Here is a 21,140-nt window from a genome sequence, read left to right on the forward strand (position 1 = left end):
TACAGTAATGGAATGACTGAAGGTACCTTTCACGACACCACTTTTGAACTGGGCACTCGCCTGGAGGCAACACCCCGTAACGGCGATGGGGGCCATGGTGCACGCCACGGTCGTACCGGGGTGATCCACACCCCGCACGGTGATATTGCCACCCCAGCGTTTATTCCGGTGGGTACGAAAGCCAGCGTGAAAACCCTCACTCCCGAGCAGGTCCGAGATGCGGGCGCGCAGGCCGTGCTTTCCAACGCCTACCACCTGTACCTTCAGCCGGGACCAGACATTGTGGATGAGGCCGGGGGTGTCGCCGCGTTTGAAAACTGGCACGGGCCGACCTATACCGACTCGGGTGGCTTCCAGGTGATGAGCCTGGGAGTGGGCTTCAAAAAAGTCCTGGCCATGAGCACCGAAGGCCTGAAAGAACACGATATCCGCGCCCGTGGCAAAGACCGCTGGGCCCACGTGGATGAAGAAGGTGTGAACTTCCGCAGCGTGATCGATGGTTCCAAGCACCGCTTCACCCCGGAAATATCCATGCAGATTCAGCACCAGCTCGGCGCGGACATCATGTTCGCCTTCGACGAGCTCACCACCCTGCTGGATACCCGTCTTTACCAGGAACAATCGGTCGAACGCACCCACCGCTGGGCCCAACGATGCCTCGACGAACATGATCGCTTGACCCGCGCGCGCGTCGATAAGCCCCTGCAAAGTCTGTGGGGCGTGGTGCAGGGGGCGCAGTACGAGGACCTGAGGCGTCAGGCAGCCCGCGGGCTTGTGGAACTGAGCGATGCCGCGGAGGCCGAGGGGCGTCGCGGGTTCGGCGGGTACGGCATTGGTGGAGCACTGGAAAAGGAAAACCTGGGCACCATTGTCAGCTGGGTGTGTGACGAACTTCCCGAGCTGAAACCCCGCCACCTCCTGGGCATTTCCGAACCCGACGACCTGTTTGTTGCCGTCGAAGCAGGTGCCGATACGTTCGACTGCGTGGCACCAACCCGGTTGGGGCGTCGCGGCGGCGTGTACACCCTTGACGGGCGCATCAACCTGACCAACGCGCGGTTCACCCGTGACTTCACGCCCATTGACGCGGAACTTGGCGGCTACGTGTCCGAAAACTACACGCGCGCTTACATTCATCACCTGCTCAAAGCCAAGGAATTCCTTGCCGGAACGCTATGCACCCTGCACAATCTGCACTTCATGATCGGGCTGGTGGATAAAATCCGCTGGTCCATCGACAACGGCGACTACGAAGCCTTCCGTGACGACTTCCTCGGGCGGTACTACGCCACGGGCGGGCGCGCGCAGTAAGTTCGTGCGCAGTAGGTTCGTGCGCAGTAGGTTTTAGTTGCTATGTCAGTAGCCCTCGTGGTTTTTCACAAACCGAATCACCGCGTAGGTGACTGGCATGACAGCGACCTCAACAGCGGTTTTCCACAGAAACCCCACCACCGTGTAATTTACCGTGTCGCCCACGCTGGCAATCCCAATAACAGGTGCTGCAATGAGGCAAAACACCAGGGTGTCACCACATTCCCCGACTACGGTGGACCCCAGCAACCGAGCCCACAGGCTTTTCTCCCCGGTACGCTGCTTCATATGAACCAGCACGTAGGAGTTCAGCAATTGCCCCACCAGATACCCGGCTAACGACGCCACGACAATCCGCGGCACCAGCCCCAGAGCTGCGGAAAAAGCGTCTTGCCCCTCATAAAAAGGTGCAGACGGAAGTGCGATGGCGATGTAGAACGATGCCACTGCCAACATCATGGCGGCAAAGCCCGTCCAAATGGCGCGCCGAGTTGCGGCAAAGCCGTAGCATTCCGAGAGGACGTCGCCGATGACGTAGGCGATGGGGAAGAGGAAGAACGCGCCATCGGTAATCAGTGGCCCCAAGGCCACGCCTTTGGTGGCCGTGACGTTGGAGATGATGAAAACGACAACAAACAGCGCAAGAAGTATGGGATAGTAGCTGCGCTGTACTGGAATTGACCTCACAGTGGAGTTTGAAGTGCTGTTGTGCGGCGGGGTGCTGGGTATCGGGCCGGGTATGTCAGGCATGGGTTTTATCGTGCCATAGGGGGCGTGGTGTCGGTGTGTGGGGGTTTGTGGACAATACGGTGACCAATGTAGAACATTGCGTACATATTCCCCCAATTCGGACGTTCCAACAACGCGAAGCTGTGTGTTGTTCGTTTTTGGAAACGATCATAGTGTGGGTGCCATGTGTGCCTACGTGGATGTGCTAGGTGTTTGAAAATGGCGGCTGGAATGCATTAATGCCTTTGGTTGATATACCAACATTTCTCAAGCACTTTAAGCTTAAAATAAAATAAGAATAATTTGATGAATCTTGATCGGGAAATGTATCTAGTTAGCGGGGGTGACACGTGTACGCTACGGATACTTTTATTGGCAGGGAGAGATGTGGGGTTGGTGTGGTTTCATTCAAGAATGAAAGTAATGGTGATACGCCAACAAAAACTGCTTTAGCTGCAGTTATGCTAGAAACTTCGATGAAGTTTGAAGGCTAGAAACGGGGATCAATTCGCCGGAATGCTTCCTTGCTCCGTACGAAAGATTTTCATTAGTGGGGGAGGAAAACGGGGGTGATTTTTGCTAAGAATTCGCAGTTGAGAAATAAATATCTCGATTATATTGACTCTTGGATTTATTTAAGGGTTATAGTAACGAGCGAAGATAACACCTTGTGCTCTTGTTGCAGTGTGATGGGGTTATCTCGTCATCAGTCTCTTTGTTTTGGGCTGCTCACGCCTCCTTTATATGTGAGCATGTCTGCGAAGCAAGAGTGATTCACTAAGGATGGGAATTAAATGAGTACTCTTCACCTAAATCTTAGGGAGGGGAAGCACCACATCTTGCTGGCTATCGTGACTGCATTGTCACTCGTAGCTGGTTTCTTGGTCGCTCCTCCCACTGCGCAAGCGGATGTCAACACTGGAATTAAGGTGACCGATCTGAAGCTGACGGCTTCGGATCAAAACGGCAACCCGCTCAACAACAACGCGATGATTACTCGTGACACCGCAGCACGTCTGGACTTCAACTGGGATGCCTCTGGAACGCGTGTGAAGTCTGGGGATACTTTCACCATTGATCTTCCTGAGCAGTTCCAGAGCTGGCGTAACTACGAAAAGCACCCCCTTGTTGTTGACCACAATGGTCAAAGCGTGCAGGTGGGTGACTGCAACAGCGAGACAAAGACCATCAACTGCGTTTTCAATGACAAGGTTGATGAGCTGAATGCAGACGGTTACCGCGGCATTGAAGGCTCAGGCTGGGCCGTGTTCAAGGTGCTCGGTGAGCACGAAGGCCCCGCCATTGACTTTGTAGTCAACGGTGAGAAGACCGCCGTTGACCTTCCCGGCGGCAAAATCCCCGGCATTCCTGGTGATTACTTCAACATGGGCTTTGGCAAGATGGCTGCCTACCTCGGCCCGAACACCGATAGCATCACCTGGGACATCAACTTCAACTCCACTCACGTGAAGAACCTGCTGAAGGACACCCCTCAAGCATTGACTGTGGACGGCAAGACCTCCCAGACCATCACTTTTGAAGACATCCTGGGCCCCGGCCAGAAGTTCAACCCGAATACTGGCAACTTCCAGCTGATGATCCGCAACAGCAAGAACCACCCCGCCAACATCCTGAAGCCTCTGGCTTTTGTGAGCGGTGCCAAGGACAAAGTGGTCACCGAATACGGCGACTTCACCATCGCTTTCGACCGCAAGAATGACCAGGAAGGTACCTTCACCCTCACTGGCCCGTGGGCAGAAGACACGAACTACAAGATCGTGTACACCGCCCTGCCGGATTCCGCCGATGGTCGCGCAGTTGCCGACCACGCTTACTACAACGAATCCACCATCAAGGGAAGTACCCAGAAGGCTCACTTCTCCCGCCAGTTCAGCCGATCCTTCGACGTGACTGCTAGGTTGCTGCCTGGTTTCGGTGGCCTGGAAGTGACCAAGAAGGTCGCCAATGACCCGCAGAACAAGGTTCCGGCCGAGTCCGAGTACATCGTGAACATCGAGTACACCCTGCCGAACAACACCACTGCATCGAACTACCCGACCTGGACCCCAGTGGGCACCCTGAACGATGCGAAGACCGGCGGTACTGCCTCCATGACAGTGAAGGCCAATGAAGCTAAGCGCTTCACCGGCCAGTTCCCCACCGGAACCACCGTCAAACTGACAGAAGAAAGGTCAACCCTCCCGAACGGCATCCAGTGGCGTGACCCTGAGTTCACCGTTAACGGCAAGAGCGCCGATACCTTCACGGTGGAAGAGCTGAAGCACGCTTCCGTGGAGCTGACCAACGAAGTCGCACGCATCGACGTCAGCCCGCTGCCGAACCCGGATCAGAATGATCCCACCAATCCGGACAACCCCACCGATCCGGTCAACCCAATCAACCCGACCGATCCGACGGACCCGAATAAGCCGGACAACAACAATGGTTCCTCTGGTAACGGTTCCTCCGGTGCTGGTTCCGCCACTGGTAGCTCCCGTGGATCCAGCATCTCGGGTAGCTCCGTCTCCCCGTGGTGGCTGCTCCTGGGTATTGCCCCGCTGCTGATGTTCCTTCCTCCGCACGTGCTGAAGCACTTCCAGCCCAGCAACAACGCGCAGGTTCCGGCACAGGCACCGGTCAAGCAAGGACCCCGTAAGGGATAGTTCCTTAACACCAGATTTACGGTAACAACGCTCGCTCGCCCCGCTCGACATTCCTGTTGAGCGGGGTTTTCTTGACCCTGCGTTGTACCATGGTGGGCATGTCTGGAGCTGGACGTTACGCGCCGTCGCCAAGTGGTGACCTGCATTATGGAAACCTTCGCACCGCCTTGCTGGCCTGGTTGTGGGCGCGCAGCACTGGCCGCGATTTTCGGATGCGGGTGGATGACATTGATACGCAGCGCTCCTCGGCTACAAGCGCCGAACGTCAGCTGGCGGACCTTGCGGCGCTGGGCATTGATTGGGACGGCGAGGTGCTGTACCAACACGACCGCTTCGATGCCTACGCCAACACCCTCAGACACCTTGAGCAACGCGGACTGGTGTACGAATGCTACTGCTCCCGGCGCGAAATTCAGGAAGCCGCCCGCGCCCCGCACGCCGTGCCTGGCTCCTACCCAGGAACCTGCCGCTCGCTTGACGACGCCACCCGTGCCCAGCGCCGCGCTAACCTCGCCGCTGCGGGGCGCGTGCCCGCGCTACGACTTCGTGCCGACGTGACGCAGTGGACCGTGCACGATTTTTTCGCGGGTGACTACACCGGCGACGTGGATGACATGGTGCTTCGCCGCGGCGGGCAGGCTCCGGATTGGGCGTACAACCTGGCCGTGGTGGTCGACGATGCATTTCAGGGCGTTGACCAGGTGGTTCGTGGCAGGGACCTGCTTTCCTCCGCGCCCCGGCAGGCGTATCTCGCGGGCCTTCTGGGTATTGAGGCTCCGGATTATGTGCATGTGCCGCTGGTGCTCGGCCCCACGGGGCGCAGGCTGGCCAAACGCGACGGTGCCGTTACACTCCGCGAAATGCTTCACGACGCCACGCCAGGGGAGGTTGTCTCCCGGCTTGCTGCGTCTTTGGGTTTCGGGCAGGTGAGTTCTGCGGCGGAATTGCTAGAGGTGTTCGATCCGGCCGCGCTGAGCGGGGAGGATTATGTGTGGGGGTAGGGGGCTGCGAAGTTTGCTTATGGTCGAGCGTGAAAATCGGCCATTTTTGAGCTTGAGCATAGGCAAACTTTTATGCAAGCGTTTGCGCTAGCGCCGTATCCCGACGCACAACAAAAGGACCCCAGCCATATTTGGCTGGGGTCCTTACTGCGGAGGATAGGGGATTTGAACCCCTGAGGGATTGCTCCCAACACGCGTTCCAGGCGTGCGACATAGGCCGCTAGTCGAATCCTCCATCAAGAACATGTCACCAAAGGGCGCTGTTCCTTGAAAGACTGTACACTTTCCGCACTCCCGTTGGCAAATTGCTGGTGGGAGTGGTGTTTTGGCGCGTGGTGCGGTGTGAGGCTAGGGTTGTTGCTAGGACTCCGTGTGGTGTTTATCTTGTGAACTCCCCCAGGGCAGGAATGCAGCAAGGGTCAGCGAGCTCTGGCAGGTGCGCGGGGTCCCTTAATTCTTTCTAAAAACTCAACATCTTTTGAGGTTTTGCGTCTAAAGTGGGGGCCGGTGGCCACCTTTTTGTTTGGCCACCATAGTTGCAGTTTTTTCGCACCGTGGAGGGTGGCCTGATATGGCGTTGCAGGATTTTGAGGCCCAGGAGTTGGCCCAGTTTGCTGAGGATATTTCACAGGCGTATGAGGATTTGAAAGCCCGCAATCTTGCTTTGGATTTGACTAGGGGGAAGCCGTCTTCCGAGCAGCTGGATTTTTCCGACGAGCTGCTTGGCCTGCCCGGATCCGGTAATTTCCAGTCTGCGGATGGCACGGATTGCCGTAACTATGGTGGTTTGGCTGGTGTTAAGGATATCCGCGAGATTTATGCGGAGTTGCTGGGCATTCCTGTTGATCAGGTGTATGCGGGGGATGCGTCGAGCTTGAACATTATGTTTGACCTGATCATGGCCTCCTACATTTGGGGGACTAATGATTCCCCCCGTCCTTGGAAGGATGAGCCGGTAGTGAAGTGGCTGTGCCCGGTACCGGGCTACGACAGGCACTTCACCATCACCGAACATTTCGGTTTTGAGATGCTGCCGGTTCCCATGCTTGACGACGGCCCCGACATGGATGTGGTCCGTGATCTGGTGAAGGATCCTGCAGTGAAGGGCATGTGGACGGTGCCGATTTTCGGTAACCCGACAGGCGTGACCTTCTCCGAGAAGGTGTGCCGCGAGCTTGCAGAGATGGAGACCGCAGCTCCTGATTTCCGCATCGTGTGGGATAACGCTTACGCGGTGCACACCTTCACGGATGAGTTCCCGGTAGTGCATAACGTTATTGAGTTTGCCAAGGAAGCAGGCCACCCGAACCGTTTCTGGTTCATGACCTCCACCTCTAAGATCACCTTTGCGGGTTCCGGCGTGAGTTTCTTTGCCTCGTCACCAGAGAACCTGGCATGGTATGCCTCTCATGCGAATGTGCGTGGTATCGGCCCGAACAAACTGAATCAGCTGGCCCACGCGCAGTACTTCAAGGATGCCGAGGGCGTGCGTATTCTCATGCGCAAGCATGCTGGCTCGCTGGCCCCGAAGTTTGAACGTGTGCTGCAGATTCTTGAAAAACGCCTGGGGGAGTACGGAGTGGCTAGCTGGACCAAACCCGAGGGCGGCTACTTCATTTCCCTGGATGTTGTGGACGGCACCGCGTCTCGCGTGGTGGAGCTGGCCAAGGAAGCGGGCATTGCTCTGACGGGAGCTGGCTCGTCCTTCCCGCTGCACAAAGATCCGAATGACCGCAATATCCGCCTCGCGCCGTCGCTTCCGCCGGTGGAGGAAGTGGAGGTAGCCATGGATGGTGTGGCTACGTGCGTGTTGTTGGCTGCGGCAGAAAAGTTTGCGGATTAACCGTGAATTTGCAGGAAACAGCATATTGGCTGGATGGTCTTTTTCCGGGAGATTTGAAATTCTCCCGGATTAACGGCCTGCATATTGCCAGCATTGATCTGAGTTCCGAGGACACCACTGAGGCGTTGGCCTGTACTGCGGATTTCGGCCGGGTGGACACTGGTTTGGTGAGTTCGGAAGAGGCGTTCGAGGACAGGGGCGTCGAAAAGCAGGTGGAGGTGCGCAGCGAGATTTTCTGCGTGGCATCTGCTGAGCCTGAGGTTGTGGAACGCGCGGTGGTGGCTGCGGCGTCGTTTTTGGCGGAGAGCAACACCATTCAGACTGGTATTGTGCCTGCTCAGCCGGGCCAATTGCTGCCTGCGGTGGGGGTATTTGGTGGGCTGGCGGAGATGCCGGGGATTGAGGTTCGGCATGGGTTGCTGGTTGCTCCGTATGTGTGGTCGGATGGGGTGCCCCGGATGCGTGAGGATGACCGCATCACCACGATGCTGCAGCTTGTGATGCTCACCGACGATGAATATGAGTACGCCACCACCTATGGTGTTGATGAGCTTCAGGAAGCGATGGTGAACGAGGGAGTCAATATTCTCGATTTGGGCCGATAACCTGGTACTTATCGCGTTATCGGCCCTGGATGGGGGTCAACCTGAGAATTCTTTATTGAAAAAGGGCTGCGTGGCCGCAAGTGGCCTGGACAGCTCGATTTGTGCATTGGTATTATTAGTGTATCCTGTGAAAAACGCTTATTAATTTTAGTTTATATTTCAACTAATTTTTAGAAAACGGATGTCACGTGGATTCACTGTTTAGGAAAAACCAATGATCCTCAGCTCTGAACACACCAACACAACCCGCGCCAGGATGGTTGCGCTGCTGACAGTGCTGTGTGTCGTGTTGTCCATCACCGTTGGGGCTGTCGCGACCGTCACAGGAACCGCCGTCGCCCACGCACAAACCGCCAACAACCAAGCGAGCGAGCCTCGTGCGGGCGATGCCTGGTCCACCCGAACCAACACCCGCAAGCTCGACGGCACTTACGCCACCTGGGCGGCCCGCTTCAACACCACCGCGCTCGCCGCAAACGTTCCCAACCTTGCTTTTACCGGCACCCCCACGCAGCTTAACTTTGCGGTGACCGCCGACGACGGGCAGGTACTCGTCGATGAACAGCCCTATTGGGAACTCCACCGCGTCGAGGCTGGAAAGGCCGAGGGTGCCGGGGAAGCGGACTCCGCCACTCTTCTGGCCTCCGCAGCAGTCGCAGCAGATGGCTACAGCGTCAGCTACGAATTCACCGATGCTGCCGGGACCAGCGCGAACGTTACTATCAACGGCCCCTTCGCCCCCGACGCCACCTACGAGGTACGCTTCCACACCATCCCCATCAGCCCCGCGAAACCCTACTTCGATCGGGGTGCTGGCCTCCACGTCACCACCGCCATCGCGGGGCTTAACTCCACGGCGACAAACTACGACATCAGCGGCACCATCACCAGCGAGGAGACCACGCCAGGCTTCGGTACGTTCTCCATCACCAACCTGGTTCAAGGCGGGGCAGCCGACAAGATGCCCGCAGGCGCGCGCTTCATTATCAACGGCACCTACACCCTTCCCAACGGCACCACCACCAGCGACTACGCTGACTGGTCCGCCCCGGGGACCATCCGCGCCGACAAAACCGGCGGCGCCTTCACCATGATGGTGGGCAAAGACAACGCCGCCACGCTTGACGACGCCGCCCACCCCGGGCACATCATCCAGTTTCCGCTGGGCACTCGCATTGACTTCAAAGAACAACAGCCCCAAGACTCGTGGGAGTACGCCTGGGCACCGCCCTTTTTCCGCATCGGAAACGACATCATTTCCGGCGTGACACTCAGTGCAGAAAAAACCCACATTGAGGTAGTGAACCAGGTGCACATGCGAAGCGACGTCACACCTGCCTGGACATTGCTCACCGGCATTCCATTCCTCGGATCCGTCATCGCCCCGCTCGTAGCCTCAGGACTGGGGATCCTACCTACTGGATCGTCCACGCCGTCTGGGGCTGGCATGTCGGGGGCAGCGCAATCAGCAGCCCCCGACAACCCGGTCGTGCCCAGCGCGAATGGCTTCTCCGGCTCATCCCAGCCCGGCGAACTTTCCCAAGGGGATTCCGGTCACGAGCAGCCCAGCATCGCCCAGGCAGAAGTCCTCAACCGGGACGGGGGAACCGCGCGAAAGATCGCAGGCAATGCAGGCACGTCCGCCCATATGGACGTGTCTGCGGTGCGCGCCACCTCATCCTCCGCCGTGCTTGATGCGCTGCGCGTGGGCTGGGTGGTTATCGTTTTGGCACTGCTGTTGCTGGTCGTCGCCGTGGGTCTGCTGATTACCGTGGCGTACCGCAATCGCCTGTAACCCTGTAACCAGGCGCGGGTGTCCCCGTGTCTGGCCTGGGCGGTAGGCTCTACATCGTGGCTCTTTATCGTAAGTATCGTCCAGCCTCTTTCGCGGAGGTGATCGGCCAGGATCATGTGACCAGGCCGTTGTCCGTCGCTCTTGATAGCGGACGTATCAATCATGCTTACTTATTTACTGGCCCGCGGGGGTGCGGTAAAACATCGTCGGCTCGTATTTTGGCGCGGTCCCTCAACTGCGTGCAAGGGCCAACGTCCACCCCCTGTGGGGTGTGTAACTCGTGTGTGTCGCTGGCACCCGGGGGGGCGGGCAACCTGGACGTGGTGGAGTTGGATGCCGCCAGCCACAACGGCGTGGACGATATGCGTGACCTGCGCGATCGCGCCACATACGCCCCGGCGGAATCCCGCTACCGCATCTTCATTATCGACGAAGCCCACATGATCACCACCCAGGGCTTCAACGCCCTGCTGAAGATTGTGGAGGAGCCCCCAGAGCACCTGATCTTCATTTTCGCCACCACCGAGCCAGAAAAAGTCATCGGCACAATCCGCTCCCGCACGCACAACTACCCGTTCCGGCTGCTCGCCCCGCCGGACATGCGCATGCTGCTGGAACGCACCTGCCAGGCGGAAAGCGTGCAGGTAGAGGATTCCGTCTACCCGCTGATCATTCGCGCCGGGGGTGGATCGCCCCGTGATTCACTCTCCGTCCTGGACCAGCTGCTCGCGGGCACTGGTCCAGAGGGGTTGACGTACGATCTTGCCTCCCGGCTGTTAGGCATCACCAGTTCCACGCTTATCGACGCCGCCGTGGACGCCCTGGCCACCAGCGACAGCGCAGGTATGTTCCTCGCGGTAGATCACGCCATCGCCGCAGGTTTGGAACCCAGGCGTTTTACTGCTGACTTACTAGACCACTTCCGTGACCTCATGGTGTTGCAGGCTGTGCCCGATGCGGTGGACAACGGCCTGGTGGACGCCCCGCAAGACCGCATTGAGACGCTACAGCGGCAGGCCGCGTCCTTCCAACCAGCGGCTCTGGCTGCCATCGCCTCCACCATCAACAGCAATGTGGACGAAATGCGCAACGCCACCGCGCCCAGGCTGCTTCTGGAAATCCTGGCGGCGAAGCTCATCATCTCTGCGTCTGGTGGGGGAGTGGTTCAGGCTGCGCCTGTTGCCTCTGCTGCGGCACCAGCGCCAACGCCGCCTGCGCCTGCGCCCGCGCCCTCGCCAAGTGGTCGGGTCTACGAGCGGAAATCCCAGCGTCTTGCACGGGAAGCAGCCGAGGCTGCAGCGCAGGCATCTGCTGCTCCAGAACCCGAACCCGAAGTGGCACAAGTCCAGGCCCCAGAACCCGAACCTGTGCCGGCTCCCGAACCCGTGGTTGAGCAACAGCCTGAGCCGGAACCCGAACCAGCACCGGAACCCCAACCCGAACCCGCGCAGCCTGCCGCGTCTATTGCCGAGCAGGTCCGTTCGCAATGGACAGCCGTGCGCACGAAGGTTGGAAGCGCGAATAAGGTTGCCGAGATTATGCTCACCGAAGCCCGGGTGCTGGGCATGCGCGACGGCACCTTAGTCATCGGGCACAACACTGGCGCCCTCGCCTCTCGACTGAACGATCCCCGCAACAACCAAGCCATCGTGGACGCGGTGAAGGATGTTGTGGGAGTTGAAGTGCCGATCACCTGTGTGATTGGGACAAACCCCAGTGAAGCCGGAATTAGCGCGGAGAACACGGGGGAGCTGACGCCAAAAAAACCGTGGACCCCACCGGTCGTTGAGAAGAGCGAGGAGAAGCCGGGAGAAGAAGAAAAACCCGCCTCGACCGGATGGGGAAAGCCCGCTGCTCTCGGTGGGTCTCAGGGTGAGACACCTCAAGCCCCGCAGCCTGCGGTAACCCCGAAAGACGTCGATACGCAGCCAAAAGAGGAACCCCGGAAGCTGAAACGCTGGGAAGAAGCGGCGGCGCGCGGGCGGGCTGCTCTGGAGGCAAACGGTGGCATGCCGGAGCCTCCACCGCCACCGCCGATGGACGAGTCAGTGCCGCTGCCGCCCGAACCCGACGATGACGTGCCGCCCCCGCCAGCAGGTGACCCCTACGGATACCCCGCAGATGAGGGTATTCCCGCACCGCCGCCCCCGCCAGCGGACACGAATGCGGAGGAAGAGGAAATGCTGCGGGAAGCTGCGCAGGAGCCGGGAAACCGCGACCGTCGAGACGCAAAAACCGTAGCCATGGACCTGCTGAGCCAAGAGCTCGGCGCCAAGCCCGTCTAACAGCCCCACGGCGACGGCAAAAAATACTAGACTCGTACTACTACTGACAACACGAAAGGTACATAATGACTGAGCCTAACGACATGGCCGCACTCATGGCGCAAGCCCAGGAGATGAAAGCCCAGCTGGACCAAGCCCAGCAAGAAATCATGGCAGCCTCCGTGGTCGGCGAAGCCGGAAATGGACTGGTCAAGGCCACCATGGGTGGCAACGGTCAAATCTCCGACCTGGTTATCGACCCCAAAGTCGTTGACCCCGAGGACGTAGATACCCTCCAAGACCTCATCCTCGGCGCACTTGCCGATGCCCACCAGAAAGTCGCCGCCCTCGCCGAAGAAAAAATCGGCCCCCTCTCCCAGGGCTTCCAAGGAATGTTCTAAACCTTCCACCCAACGTGCGGCCAGGGCAGATGCATACTTACCTGGCCGCTTTTCCACGTCTCACACAGAAAAGGCTCGCTCACCACAGTGTTTGAAGGACCACTCCAGGACCTCATCGACGAACTTTCCCGGCTACCAGGCGTAGGTCCAAAAAGCGCCCAACGGATCGCCTTCCACCTCCTCACCGCCGAAACCACCGACATCAACAGGCTTATCGACGCCCTCGGGGCCGTGCAGCATGGCGTCACCTTCTGCCGCATCTGCAGCAACATCTCCCGCGAAGAAATCTGCCGCTTCTGCGCCGATTCGGGGCGCGACCCTGGCATTATTTGCGTGGTTGAAGAACCCAAAGACATCCAAGTCATCGAACGCACCGGTGAATACAACGGGCGGTATCACGTGCTCGGTGGGGCGCTCGATCCCCTGGCCAACATTGGACCCAAAGACCTGAGCATCACCGCCCTACTTCAACGTGTCGGCGGTGTTCTCGACGACGTGGAAGGTCGGGGCATTCCCGAGGTGCGCGAAGTCATCCTGGCTACCGACCCCAACACCGAAGGCGAAGCCACCGCCTCCTACTTAGCGCGCATGCTTCGCGACTTCCCCGACCTCATAGTCTCCCGCCTGGCCAGCGGCATGCCCCTCGGCGGCGACCTCGAATTCGTGGACGAACTCACCCTCTCCCGGGCGTTGAGCGGGAGGTTGAGACTATAGGGGGGTAGCGATTGAGAAACGTCATATGATTGCCGGCATGGGCAAAAAGTACCGATTCTATATTTTTCTGGTTCTGGCAGCACCAAGATGGTGGCCGAAGTGGTTGCAGAGACCCTATCGGGCAGTGAGATTGAGCCAGTGATGATGGAGGTCACGCAGAAGCTGTCGGCCGATGATGTAGCACCGTACGGTTTCTTTGTTGTGCTAACGCCGACCTATAACGCGCGTCCGTCGCAGTTGCTGCTCGACTTTATCGATGGGCTGCCGTTAGCGCGCTATGAGAAAGCTGCCTATGTTATCGCCACATACGGCTTGTATCCAATCAACTGCCAACGCATTGTTGGGCAGCGTCTATTGAGTCGGGGAATTCGGCCGGTTGGATATGGTGGGGTTCGCGGTCCGGCATCTGACGGTTCTTTACTATTCCCAAGTTGGCTTTCCTTCATGTTCCACTACGAAAAGCATGTTCCCCGAAAAATACGTGCCATGGTTGAAGAGATAGAAGCGTTGGCACAGGACTGGCGTTCGCGGCCAACAACATTGCCGCAGTTCAAGTGGTACGCTCCGCTCGATTTTCCGGTCAACACGGTTTTCACTCGCTGGTACTTCCGGCGCTTCTACCGGCCGAACATTCGTGTCCTACCGGACCGCTGGGACGGTAAACCCATTGACGATGCCTACCCAGAAGCATGGCAGAAAAATGGCAACGGAGTGCCGGTATATCACCCAGAATCTGATCACGATTTTGCTCTGCGGGCCGTCCACAGGACGCCACATAAGGCAGTTATTTTCCATGATCGCATGAAGGACAAGCCCCGCTTAACGCCGGAATTCTATGCGGAGCGCAAGCGGGAGATTTTAGAGCGTATGCGGTAGGAGGTTTTGTCGCTGGGTGTAGTAGTGCCGTCATAATGTTTGCTCATCAAACTGTCGCTTTTGGTGTCTGAAAACGACAGTTTGATGAGCAAACACTATAGGACACCGTTCACAAAAGCCTGGTGTATCAGTGGTCTCATTGTTTATGACGGTACTTAACGTCTCCCGTTGCTGCAGGAAAAGAAGAGGCCCCTGGGACCCCAGCCGGACGATTGGCCCTAGAGATCTCGCGTGGGGAACTTTCGCTGGTCACGTAGTGCTGCTTGTTTGCTATCTGGGTGGATGTGTGGTTTCCTCAACCAAGGAATCAATAGTATCGCACCTACTACACCCTTATGGAAAGCACACACCCCCTCATCGCAATGACGTTCAGCGGACCAGCCCACTCGCAGCCTGTGGTCCGCTTGGTTTCTGAACCCATTATTCCCGCCGAAACCACCATGCTGGGATTATTCGGCCTGCATGCCGACACACAACAGGCAGTGGGGACAAGCACCCAACACGCTGTTGGTTTTCCTGCATGGCCAATTATGACCGACCCAGACAATGCCCACCATGCCTTGAATCTGGTCGCCGAGCTGGAACAGATTCGCCGTCGCCCCAGTCTTCGGCGGGCTAGAACACGTATTAATGCTGTGACCGCGCAGTTGGCAGCTTCTGCACCGCATTTTGCCCCGACGTTTTTGGAGGAGGTTGCCCGGATTTTCGTCACCGTGGGGAACCGACAAGCCGCACGACAATTTTTCGGCAAAGCGAGGGCGGTGGAGCGTGCTCATAAAGTGGCGATTGATCTAGAACGGCACCAGGCTGCGTGTGTGGAGTTTGCTCATGCTGGTGTTGTTGGTGCTGCGGAACTGGTGGCGGAATGCCGTGCAGTTGGAACTCGTGACGGTGATGCCAAGCAGGGGTTTACGTATGCATTGGGGTTGGTGCATGCTCAGGCTCGGGCGGGGGTGTGTCCGTCAACGGGCGTGGTTGTGGTGCTACGGCAGTTGGGCCAGCGCGCGGGGATGACTTCGGCTGAGGTTGATCAAGCACTGGTGGCCGGATTGCTGGGGCTTGCTGTGCTTACAAAGGCGCCGACCAAGTTGTTTGTGGTGCTTGCTGAGGCGTTGAAGCAGCATCCAAAGGCGCTTGAGGTGTTGTGGGGTGTTACACCTCGGAAAACAAAGCCGCTGCATTTTCTGCGGTTGTGGCATGCTGCGGGGTTGTTGGAGTTTATGCACACTGATCGTGCGCGCTACGCGCAGTGGTTGGTGGAATTTATTAATACCTACAGTGATGATGATGAAATAAGCGACTACAGTGCGGTGCTTGAGGGGGAGCTTGCCTATTGTGGTGATGCGCTTCGTGGGTTGCGTGTACGCAGGAATTTTATGTGGATGCCGCTTAATGTTATCGATATATTATGTGAATATGACGTCTCCTGGGATGTCAAAGGTCTTGGCATTGCCATGGGGGAAGTAGATTGGGCTTATTGGCTGGAGGATGAGCATGCTGAAAATCGTCGACCTCTACTACATGCGGCACGCCATCAAGATATTTCTTCATGTTTTGTTGAAGGAATTTTCGATTTCGAGGTCAAGAAATATCTTGATGTTTTCCTTTCCCATGAGGGTGCGCGAATAATACTAGGTAAAAAATTAGATGAACTAGTAGGTCGCACGGAAGATATCTTCAATAATAATAAAATTATTGATGATTGGTCTTTTCTGGCGGTGCCAAAAGTGTATGATGTCTATGGTGAGCGAGTGAAAAAACTCTTTACTCGTAATGCTGATGAGCTCTTGGTGTCCGCGCTACATGCAGGAACGATAGCGGAATTAACCTGGCCTGCTTATGAGCAGGCGGTTGCGCGAGTTAGGTCGAAATCTAAGAAAACTGATTTTAACGTCTTCGATTCTTTCCCTGCTGTGGCGGTAGTCTCTGGGGCATATGTAGAGGTGGTGGATGGTGATGCCACACTAGCCAGTGGAGAACTTCCTGCGCGCTATGAAAACATTCATTCGGTTTTAACCGTTGGTGATAAAGTTCAAGTTTATCTTACGCCGCATAACCAGTCAGATGGTCGCCTTATGTGGCTGGGTGATTTGCAAACTTATTCAGTAGACGAACATAGGTGGGGTTCTGAGGGTGTCAGCCTGCCTCTTTCCGATGGAACACGTTTAACAGCTTTTGGTCTACTGCGGCCGACGGAGTTGAAGTTAGGGTTATGCAATTTCGGGAACGTTATAGCTATAAATAAAGAAAATTTACCCATTTTTGCATCAGCTTATAACGAAGATGAACTGGTGCTATGGGATGGAACTGATTATAAAAAATGGGAGGGAACTGCTAGGGAAGCACTAGAAAAAATAGGTGCGTTTTCCTATGGGGTAGATATTTCAGAAATCCCGGAAGAATCCAAGATCATGACTGGATTATCAACCATTATTCCAGCCTTTCCAACGACTAAGCATAGCCTGCTTGGCGCTGTGCAGGGGAACCATGTTTACATTCAATATGAATATAATGATGACTATTATATTGTCTCGCCGCATGGTAACTACAAGTGTGATAGTAATTTCCAGGGTGCCATTCCTAAACCTGGTGGTGGTATATGGCTTGTATGTAATAGTAGTTCCCCCTGGAAAGATACTGAAACAGAAGTGAAAATCACATTACAAGATAAAGATTCCCCATTTCAAAATTTGCCTTTTGCTGCATTTCATCAGTTCCACTATCGTGATGAACATGCAAGTAAGCTCATGCGAATCTATACCCATGACCAAGCACGGCAAGTGTTCGACGCAGTAACTGATAACGAAGTATATTCCATTTTTTCTCATCAATTAAGAAGTGGCGATGAGATATTACTAAACGAACTTGTAGCCACGCAACGCACTATCCGCGTACAAGTTGCGAAATTTCAAGAACTTGTCAAGCAGTTAACTCAAAGCGCTGTCGTCCCTGATATTTGCATCAGTGAACCAGCTGCAAACTTACTATATCTATACTTAGATAAACGATCCTATGATTATCTACATTTAGCATCGCGTGATGCTCAAATCATCGCATCGTTCATTGTCGATCCCGATAACTTTTCCGCTCTTTCTTCCGATGAGTTTGACTCTGAATGGGTCAAACTCATGCATAATGAACGTTTCATCATTGGCATGCTGGGCTCTCCCTTGCTTCCTCAACTCTATAAAAAAGATAATGCTTTTACCGACCTAGTAGATTTTTTCCGTACAGCAACTAAACTTGGTATCTTTGGATGTGGTTGGCGCCGAGCTTCCATTGATATTGGTACCTATGAGTCAGTTGAATATGTGGCAGATATTCTTCCTCACGGTTCTGTCGTTGAGGGGTGTCTTGTGCTTGATTCTGAATATGACTGGAATGGAAATAAATGTAGTATATCTCGCATTATTCTCACTCCTGATGGTCGGGAAAAAGTTGGCGAATATACAGTTAAGTACAATCAAGATGTCAGCATGAATGCCGAGGATTTCCTTGCCTGTCTCGATGCGATCAGTGAAACGAGCAGTAGAACCCTTAATGAAGATGTAATAAAGGAAATCTCTCGGGGAACCGGCCTGATTCCCGCTACTGTCTGCTATGTATTTGGCGGTATGAAACATCATGATGATTTTGATTTTCCAAGTAGCTATGGATTTACAACCGTAGAGAGAGCAATTACAAGACTTTACCTACATTTCTTGGCAGATGAATGCCTTGATCATTTTTCTAAAAATAACAACGATGATCAGCAGTTTACCGGTTTCCTTCAGTTACTGGCTCACGCTGTACCGCAAACCGATCCAGTATCTTATATCCAGCAGGGGCCGGATACTGCAGCCATTATTTCTTATTGGCAAGAAATATTAGGAGAACCCGGTATGCATATCACCGCTGATATGCACTACAAGGTTCTTGTGGATTCTCATGTGACGTTACATTCGCCGTGGTACAGACCAGTGTACGAAATAATTTTTAATCGTCCCGAACTAGACCCTTCAAGTTGGCCACCTTTCTACAAGGACTCTCTTGCGATCTACTTGCATTTGGCGCAGAACCTAGAGCTCAACGATCCGGGAAGGCCATTTGTTGCCCATAAACTCTCGTGGCTGCGTGAATCCGCAGAGAAAAACTTGAAAAATTCTGAGTATCTTGCCGCTGTTCCTTTTGGCAGTAGTTTCACTGATCCCGGTTTTACTGGAGATAAGCGCCCTGATGTTCAGGCAATCAGGCTTTTGATGGACGGCCACCTGGATGCCTACATTGCGGATCTGAGCATTGTGCATGACGTCGCGGGATGTCCCTGGGATCCTGCGGTTTCCGCTCCTGAGGTAGTAGACCAGGTTGCCACCCAGTTGAATGTCAGTCATGATGCTGCGCGCTATTACCTGCAGATGTTGGGTTTGATGTACCCAACTGACGCAGATGTTCGTAGGTGGAACAACTGGGATGCGGCCACTCTCCGGGCAGCAGTTGCCGAGCTGGCAGACCGTGGGTTGATTGTGGAAGGTCATCGTGCGCGTGCGGGCCGCAGTTGGTTCCTACCTGGTGCCTGGCTTGAAGGTAGAAAGAAGGATCGCCCGACAGAGGAGTGGAAAGCAAAGCATTATTTGTTGTGGCAGGATCTCAAAGTTCGGCCGGTGCTTCCTGGAAGTCCTTTGCTTATGCCAATCGCCCAGCTGTATCAGCAGGTATGGCAACGCTATATTGCCGGTGATGTGCCGGGATATGTGGAACTACGTACCAAAAAGTATCGGCCGCGGAAAAACCGCTAGTGGGCGTTGCTAACGTGTCGCTCGACGCATGTCTCCCGTCACGGCCAATGCTCTACCAAGATCCCAGTTCACAACCGAGGCCCGCATAAGCCCCCAGAACCTCCCAAAAACCTACCTCAATCTCTCCTTCCTTAGCTGCTCAACCTCGGGAATATCCAGCGGCTCCAGGGAGGACAGTTCAACACCCATCGCACGAGCAAGCAGCAGGTCGGCAAGCTGAGGGTTGCGGGCGAGCGCTGGTCCGTGCATGTAGGTGGCTATGATGCTGCCTTGTACTACGCCTTCGGCGCCTACTTGCCCGTCAGCTTCAGCGGAACCGTCAGCGGTTGCGCCGTGGGCATCGCAGTTTCCTACACCCCGGATCACGCGCCCGAGTGGGGCGGCGTCGGGACCAAGGATGGTGGCACCCATGTGGTTTTCAAAGCCGGTGAGTGTGTCGGTGAGTTCCGGGATTCCGGCTGGGGTGGAGATGAGTTCGCCGATGGTGCGTTTCCCAAGGGAGCTGGTGGTGGCGTCGATGAGTCCAACGCCGTCGACGATGCGCCCGTCGGCGCGGAAGGATTCGCCAAGGACTTGCAGTCCGGCGCATATGGCGAAGATGGGTCGCCCGAGGTTGGCGGCTTCGATGAGTCCCCGGTGTTCGGTGAGGTGTTTTGCTGCGAGGATTTGTGCGGTGTCTTCGCCACCGCCGACGCAGTAGAGGTCCAGGTTGGTGGGCACGGGTTCGCCAAGTTTGATGGTCACGACCTCCGTGTCAATGCCGCGCTTGCGGGCGCGTCCCCGCAGAACAAGGGCGTTGCCGTTGTCGCCGTAGGTGCCTAGGACGTCGGGGAGGATGAGTCCGATGGTTAGTTCGCTCATTTGCGCACCTCTGTTATTTTCTCCAGGGCTTTTTTCAGGTCGCGGAATGCGGTGTAATTGGCGAGTACTTCGACGTGTCCGGGTGGGCAACTGCGGATGGCCGCCACGGTGCTGGGTACGTGCGTGTGGGGCACATCGGCGTAGATGAGTCGGACGGCGAGGTCGGTACCACGTTCTCCGGCTGCGACAATGTGGGTGTTTTCGAATGCTTCGAAGGAGACGTCCCAGAGCCAGGAGAGGTCTTCACCGTCGGCGACTTGCCCGTTGACGCTGATCACGATGCCGTCGGCGGTGCGGTCCACCATGGAGAGTGCTTCTTGCCACCCTGCGGGGTTCTTGGCTAGGAGCATGTGCACTTCCCATTGTTCGAAAGTAATGGTGGAGTAGCGTCCGGCTACGTTGGAGACGGCTTGGACTGCCTGCACTGCACCATCAAGGGGGATCCTAAACACTTCAATGGCAGCGGCGAGGGCTTCTGTGGCGTTGCCACGGTTAGCGTTGCCGGGCAGGGTCAACGACAAAGGCACAACCTCCGCCGAAACCTCAGAAGGTACTGCAATGCCTGATTCGCTGATGCTCCAGGTGGGTGTGGGGCGGCGGAATGTGCGGCCGTCGGCAAGCGGGGTGAGGGCGTGCCAGTCGTCGCCGTCGCGGACGATGTGCCCGCCGGTGCGGGGGCAGCTGACGGAGTCGCCAACCCAGCCTGCACCTGCGGAGACCCAGATGACGTTGGGTGCGTCGTAGGCAACGGAGGTGACCAGGACGTCGTCGCAGTTGGCGATCACGGTCATTTCTGGGTGTGCTTCCACGCAGGCCCGCAGACGCCGCTCGATGGTGTTAATTTCACCCACGCGGTCAAGCTGGTCGCGGGTGAGGTTCAACAGCACCAGGCAGGAAGGGTTCAGGCGGTCGGCAACTGCGGGGACGTGCAGTTCGTCGCATTCCAGCACCACATGCGACGCCCCGCGACCCGCCATGAGTGCGGAAATGATGCCGGCGTCCATGTTGTCGCCACCTTCGTTGGTGGCCACGGCGTACTGTGTGCGCAGCGCTGCGGCCAGCATGCGTGTGGTGGTGGATTTTCCGTTGGTGCCGGTGATCAGGGCCACGGGGCGTCCGCCACCGAGGTTGGCCATGATGTTCGGGTCAATGGCCCCCGCGATGAGGCCGCCGATCATGCCACCGGCCCCCCGACCAGTCATTTGCGACGCCTTGGTGGCCAATGTCGCCGCTGTGGTGGCTACGGTAGTGCGCAGCCGCTGCAGAGGCGCAGGAAGGTTCAAGCTCATTCCCTAAATACTA

General features: G+C 56.4%; 14 protein-coding genes, 1 tRNA gene and 1 other RNA gene. 12 read left to right on the forward strand and 4 right to left on the reverse strand.

Annotation, left to right across the window (positions count from 1 at the left end; genetic code table 11):
* The first annotated feature begins 12 nt into the window (after positions 1–12).
* Complete coding sequence (gene tgt / locus CDUR_RS00740; protein WP_233452972.1) at positions 13–1,311, forward strand: tRNA guanosine(34) transglycosylase Tgt; 1,299 nt, start codon at positions 13–15, stop codon at positions 1,309–1,311.
* 45 nt (positions 1,312–1,356) lie between these two features.
* Here the strand turns inward: tgt and CDUR_RS00745 are convergent, their stop codons facing one another.
* A complete protein-coding gene (locus tag CDUR_RS00745) occupies positions 1,357–2,061 on the reverse strand; it encodes a queuosine precursor transporter (RefSeq protein ID WP_179418614.1) in 705 nt (234 codons plus the stop codon).
* 830 nt (positions 2,062–2,891) lie between these two features.
* On the opposite strand from CDUR_RS00745, the gene CDUR_RS00750 reads away from it, so the two are divergent.
* Positions 2,892–4,703, forward strand: a complete 1,812-nt coding sequence (locus tag CDUR_RS00750; protein WP_290208007.1) for a DUF7926 domain-containing protein — start codon at positions 2,892–2,894, stop codon at positions 4,701–4,703.
* A gap of 89 nt (positions 4,704–4,792) precedes the next feature.
* Entirely contained in the window at positions 4,793–5,704 is a 912-nt protein-coding gene (gluQRS, locus tag CDUR_RS00755; RefSeq protein WP_179418616.1) for a tRNA glutamyl-Q(34) synthetase GluQRS, read from the forward strand.
* A 150-nt stretch (positions 5,705–5,854) separates the two neighbouring features.
* On the opposite strand, the gene CDUR_RS00760 is transcribed toward gluQRS, so the two are convergent.
* Positions 5,855–5,939: transfer RNA gene (locus tag CDUR_RS00760), tRNA-Ser, on the reverse strand.
* 124 nt (positions 5,940–6,063) lie between these two features.
* Between CDUR_RS00760 and ffs the strand changes: the two genes are divergently transcribed.
* The 9 genes from ffs (at position 6,064) to CDUR_RS00805 (ending at position 18,977) form a co-directional block, all read left to right on the forward strand.
* Positions 6,064–6,160, forward strand: an RNA gene (gene ffs, locus CDUR_RS00765) — signal recognition particle sRNA small type.
* Positions 6,161–6,275: 115 nt separating this feature from the next.
* Entirely contained in the window at positions 6,276–7,547 is a 1,272-nt protein-coding gene (locus CDUR_RS00770) for an aspartate aminotransferase type Ic (protein WP_179418617.1), read from the forward strand.
* A 2-nt stretch (positions 7,548–7,549) separates the two neighbouring features.
* The gene (locus CDUR_RS00775; protein ID WP_179418618.1) at positions 7,550–8,152 is read left to right on the forward strand and encodes a suppressor of fused domain protein; all 603 of its coding nucleotides are present in this window, start codon (positions 7,550–7,552) and stop codon (positions 8,150–8,152) included.
* Positions 8,153–8,366: 214 nt separating this feature from the next.
* Positions 8,367–9,947, forward strand: coding sequence for a DUF7926 domain-containing protein (locus CDUR_RS00780; RefSeq protein WP_179418619.1), 1,581 nt, complete (start codon positions 8,367–8,369; stop codon positions 9,945–9,947).
* A 56-nt stretch (positions 9,948–10,003) separates the two neighbouring features.
* Complete coding sequence (locus CDUR_RS00785) at positions 10,004–12,232, forward strand: DNA polymerase III subunit gamma and tau (protein ID WP_179418620.1); 2,229 nt, start codon at positions 10,004–10,006, stop codon at positions 12,230–12,232.
* Between the two features lie 65 nt (positions 12,233–12,297).
* Complete coding sequence (locus tag CDUR_RS00790; RefSeq protein WP_006061475.1) at positions 12,298–12,612, forward strand: YbaB/EbfC family nucleoid-associated protein; 315 nt, start codon at positions 12,298–12,300, stop codon at positions 12,610–12,612.
* A gap of 87 nt (positions 12,613–12,699) precedes the next feature.
* Complete coding sequence (recR, locus tag CDUR_RS00795; RefSeq protein WP_006061474.1) at positions 12,700–13,326, forward strand: recombination mediator RecR; 627 nt, start codon at positions 12,700–12,702, stop codon at positions 13,324–13,326.
* 87 nt (positions 13,327–13,413) lie between these two features.
* The gene (locus CDUR_RS00800) at positions 13,414–14,202 is read left to right on the forward strand and encodes an NADPH-dependent FMN reductase family protein (protein WP_179418621.1); all 789 of its coding nucleotides are present in this window, start codon (positions 13,414–13,416) and stop codon (positions 14,200–14,202) included.
* 335 nt (positions 14,203–14,537) lie between these two features.
* The gene (locus tag CDUR_RS00805; protein ID WP_179418622.1) at positions 14,538–18,977 is read left to right on the forward strand and encodes a hypothetical protein; all 4,440 of its coding nucleotides are present in this window, start codon (positions 14,538–14,540) and stop codon (positions 18,975–18,977) included.
* A 111-nt stretch (positions 18,978–19,088) separates the two neighbouring features.
* Here the strand turns inward: CDUR_RS00805 and CDUR_RS00810 are convergent, their stop codons facing one another.
* Both CDUR_RS00810 and CDUR_RS00815 read right to left on the reverse strand, forming a co-directional pair.
* Entirely contained in the window at positions 19,089–19,838 is a 750-nt protein-coding gene (locus CDUR_RS00810; protein WP_006061469.1) for a type 1 glutamine amidotransferase, read from the reverse strand.
* Positions 19,835–21,127 (reverse strand): MurT ligase domain-containing protein, encoded by a 1,293-nt coding sequence (locus tag CDUR_RS00815; protein WP_179418623.1) that lies wholly within the window; start codon positions 21,125–21,127, stop codon positions 19,835–19,837. The genes CDUR_RS00810 and CDUR_RS00815 overlap by 4 nt, the downstream gene beginning before the upstream one ends.
* Between the last annotated feature and the right edge of the window lie 13 nt (positions 21,128–21,140).

This window comes from Corynebacterium durum, from assembly GCF_030408675.1.
Classification (GTDB): domain Bacteria; phylum Actinomycetota; class Actinomycetes; order Mycobacteriales; family Mycobacteriaceae; genus Corynebacterium; species Corynebacterium durum.

Bases quoted from the DNA above. Each gene is read 5' to 3' on its own strand.
- CDUR_RS00780 (WP_179418619.1), top strand. From the start codon at position 8,367: ATGATCCTCAGCTCTGAACACACCAACACAACCCGCGCCAGGATGGTT.
- CDUR_RS00770 (WP_179418617.1), top strand. From the start codon at position 6,276: ATGGCGTTGCAGGATTTTGAGGCCCAGGAGTTGGCCCAGTTTGCTGAG.
- CDUR_RS00805 (WP_179418622.1), top strand. From the start codon at position 14,538: ATGGAAAGCACACACCCCCTCATCGCAATGACGTTCAGCGGACCAGCC.
- CDUR_RS00815 (WP_179418623.1), bottom strand. From the start codon at position 21,127: ATGAGCTTGAACCTTCCTGCGCCTCTGCAGCGGCTGCGCACTACCGTA.
- CDUR_RS00790 (WP_006061475.1), top strand. From the start codon at position 12,298: ATGACTGAGCCTAACGACATGGCCGCACTCATGGCGCAAGCCCAGGAG.
- tgt (WP_233452972.1), top strand. From the start codon at position 13: ATGACTGAAGGTACCTTTCACGACACCACTTTTGAACTGGGCACTCGC.
- CDUR_RS00800 (WP_179418621.1), top strand. From the start codon at position 13,414: ATGGTGGCCGAAGTGGTTGCAGAGACCCTATCGGGCAGTGAGATTGAG.
- gluQRS (WP_179418616.1), top strand. From the start codon at position 4,793: ATGGTGGGCATGTCTGGAGCTGGACGTTACGCGCCGTCGCCAAGTGGT.
- CDUR_RS00810 (WP_006061469.1), bottom strand. From the start codon at position 19,838: ATGAGCGAACTAACCATCGGACTCATCCTCCCCGACGTCCTAGGCACC.
- CDUR_RS00745 (WP_179418614.1), bottom strand. From the start codon at position 2,061: ATGCCTGACATACCCGGCCCGATACCCAGCACCCCGCCGCACAACAGC.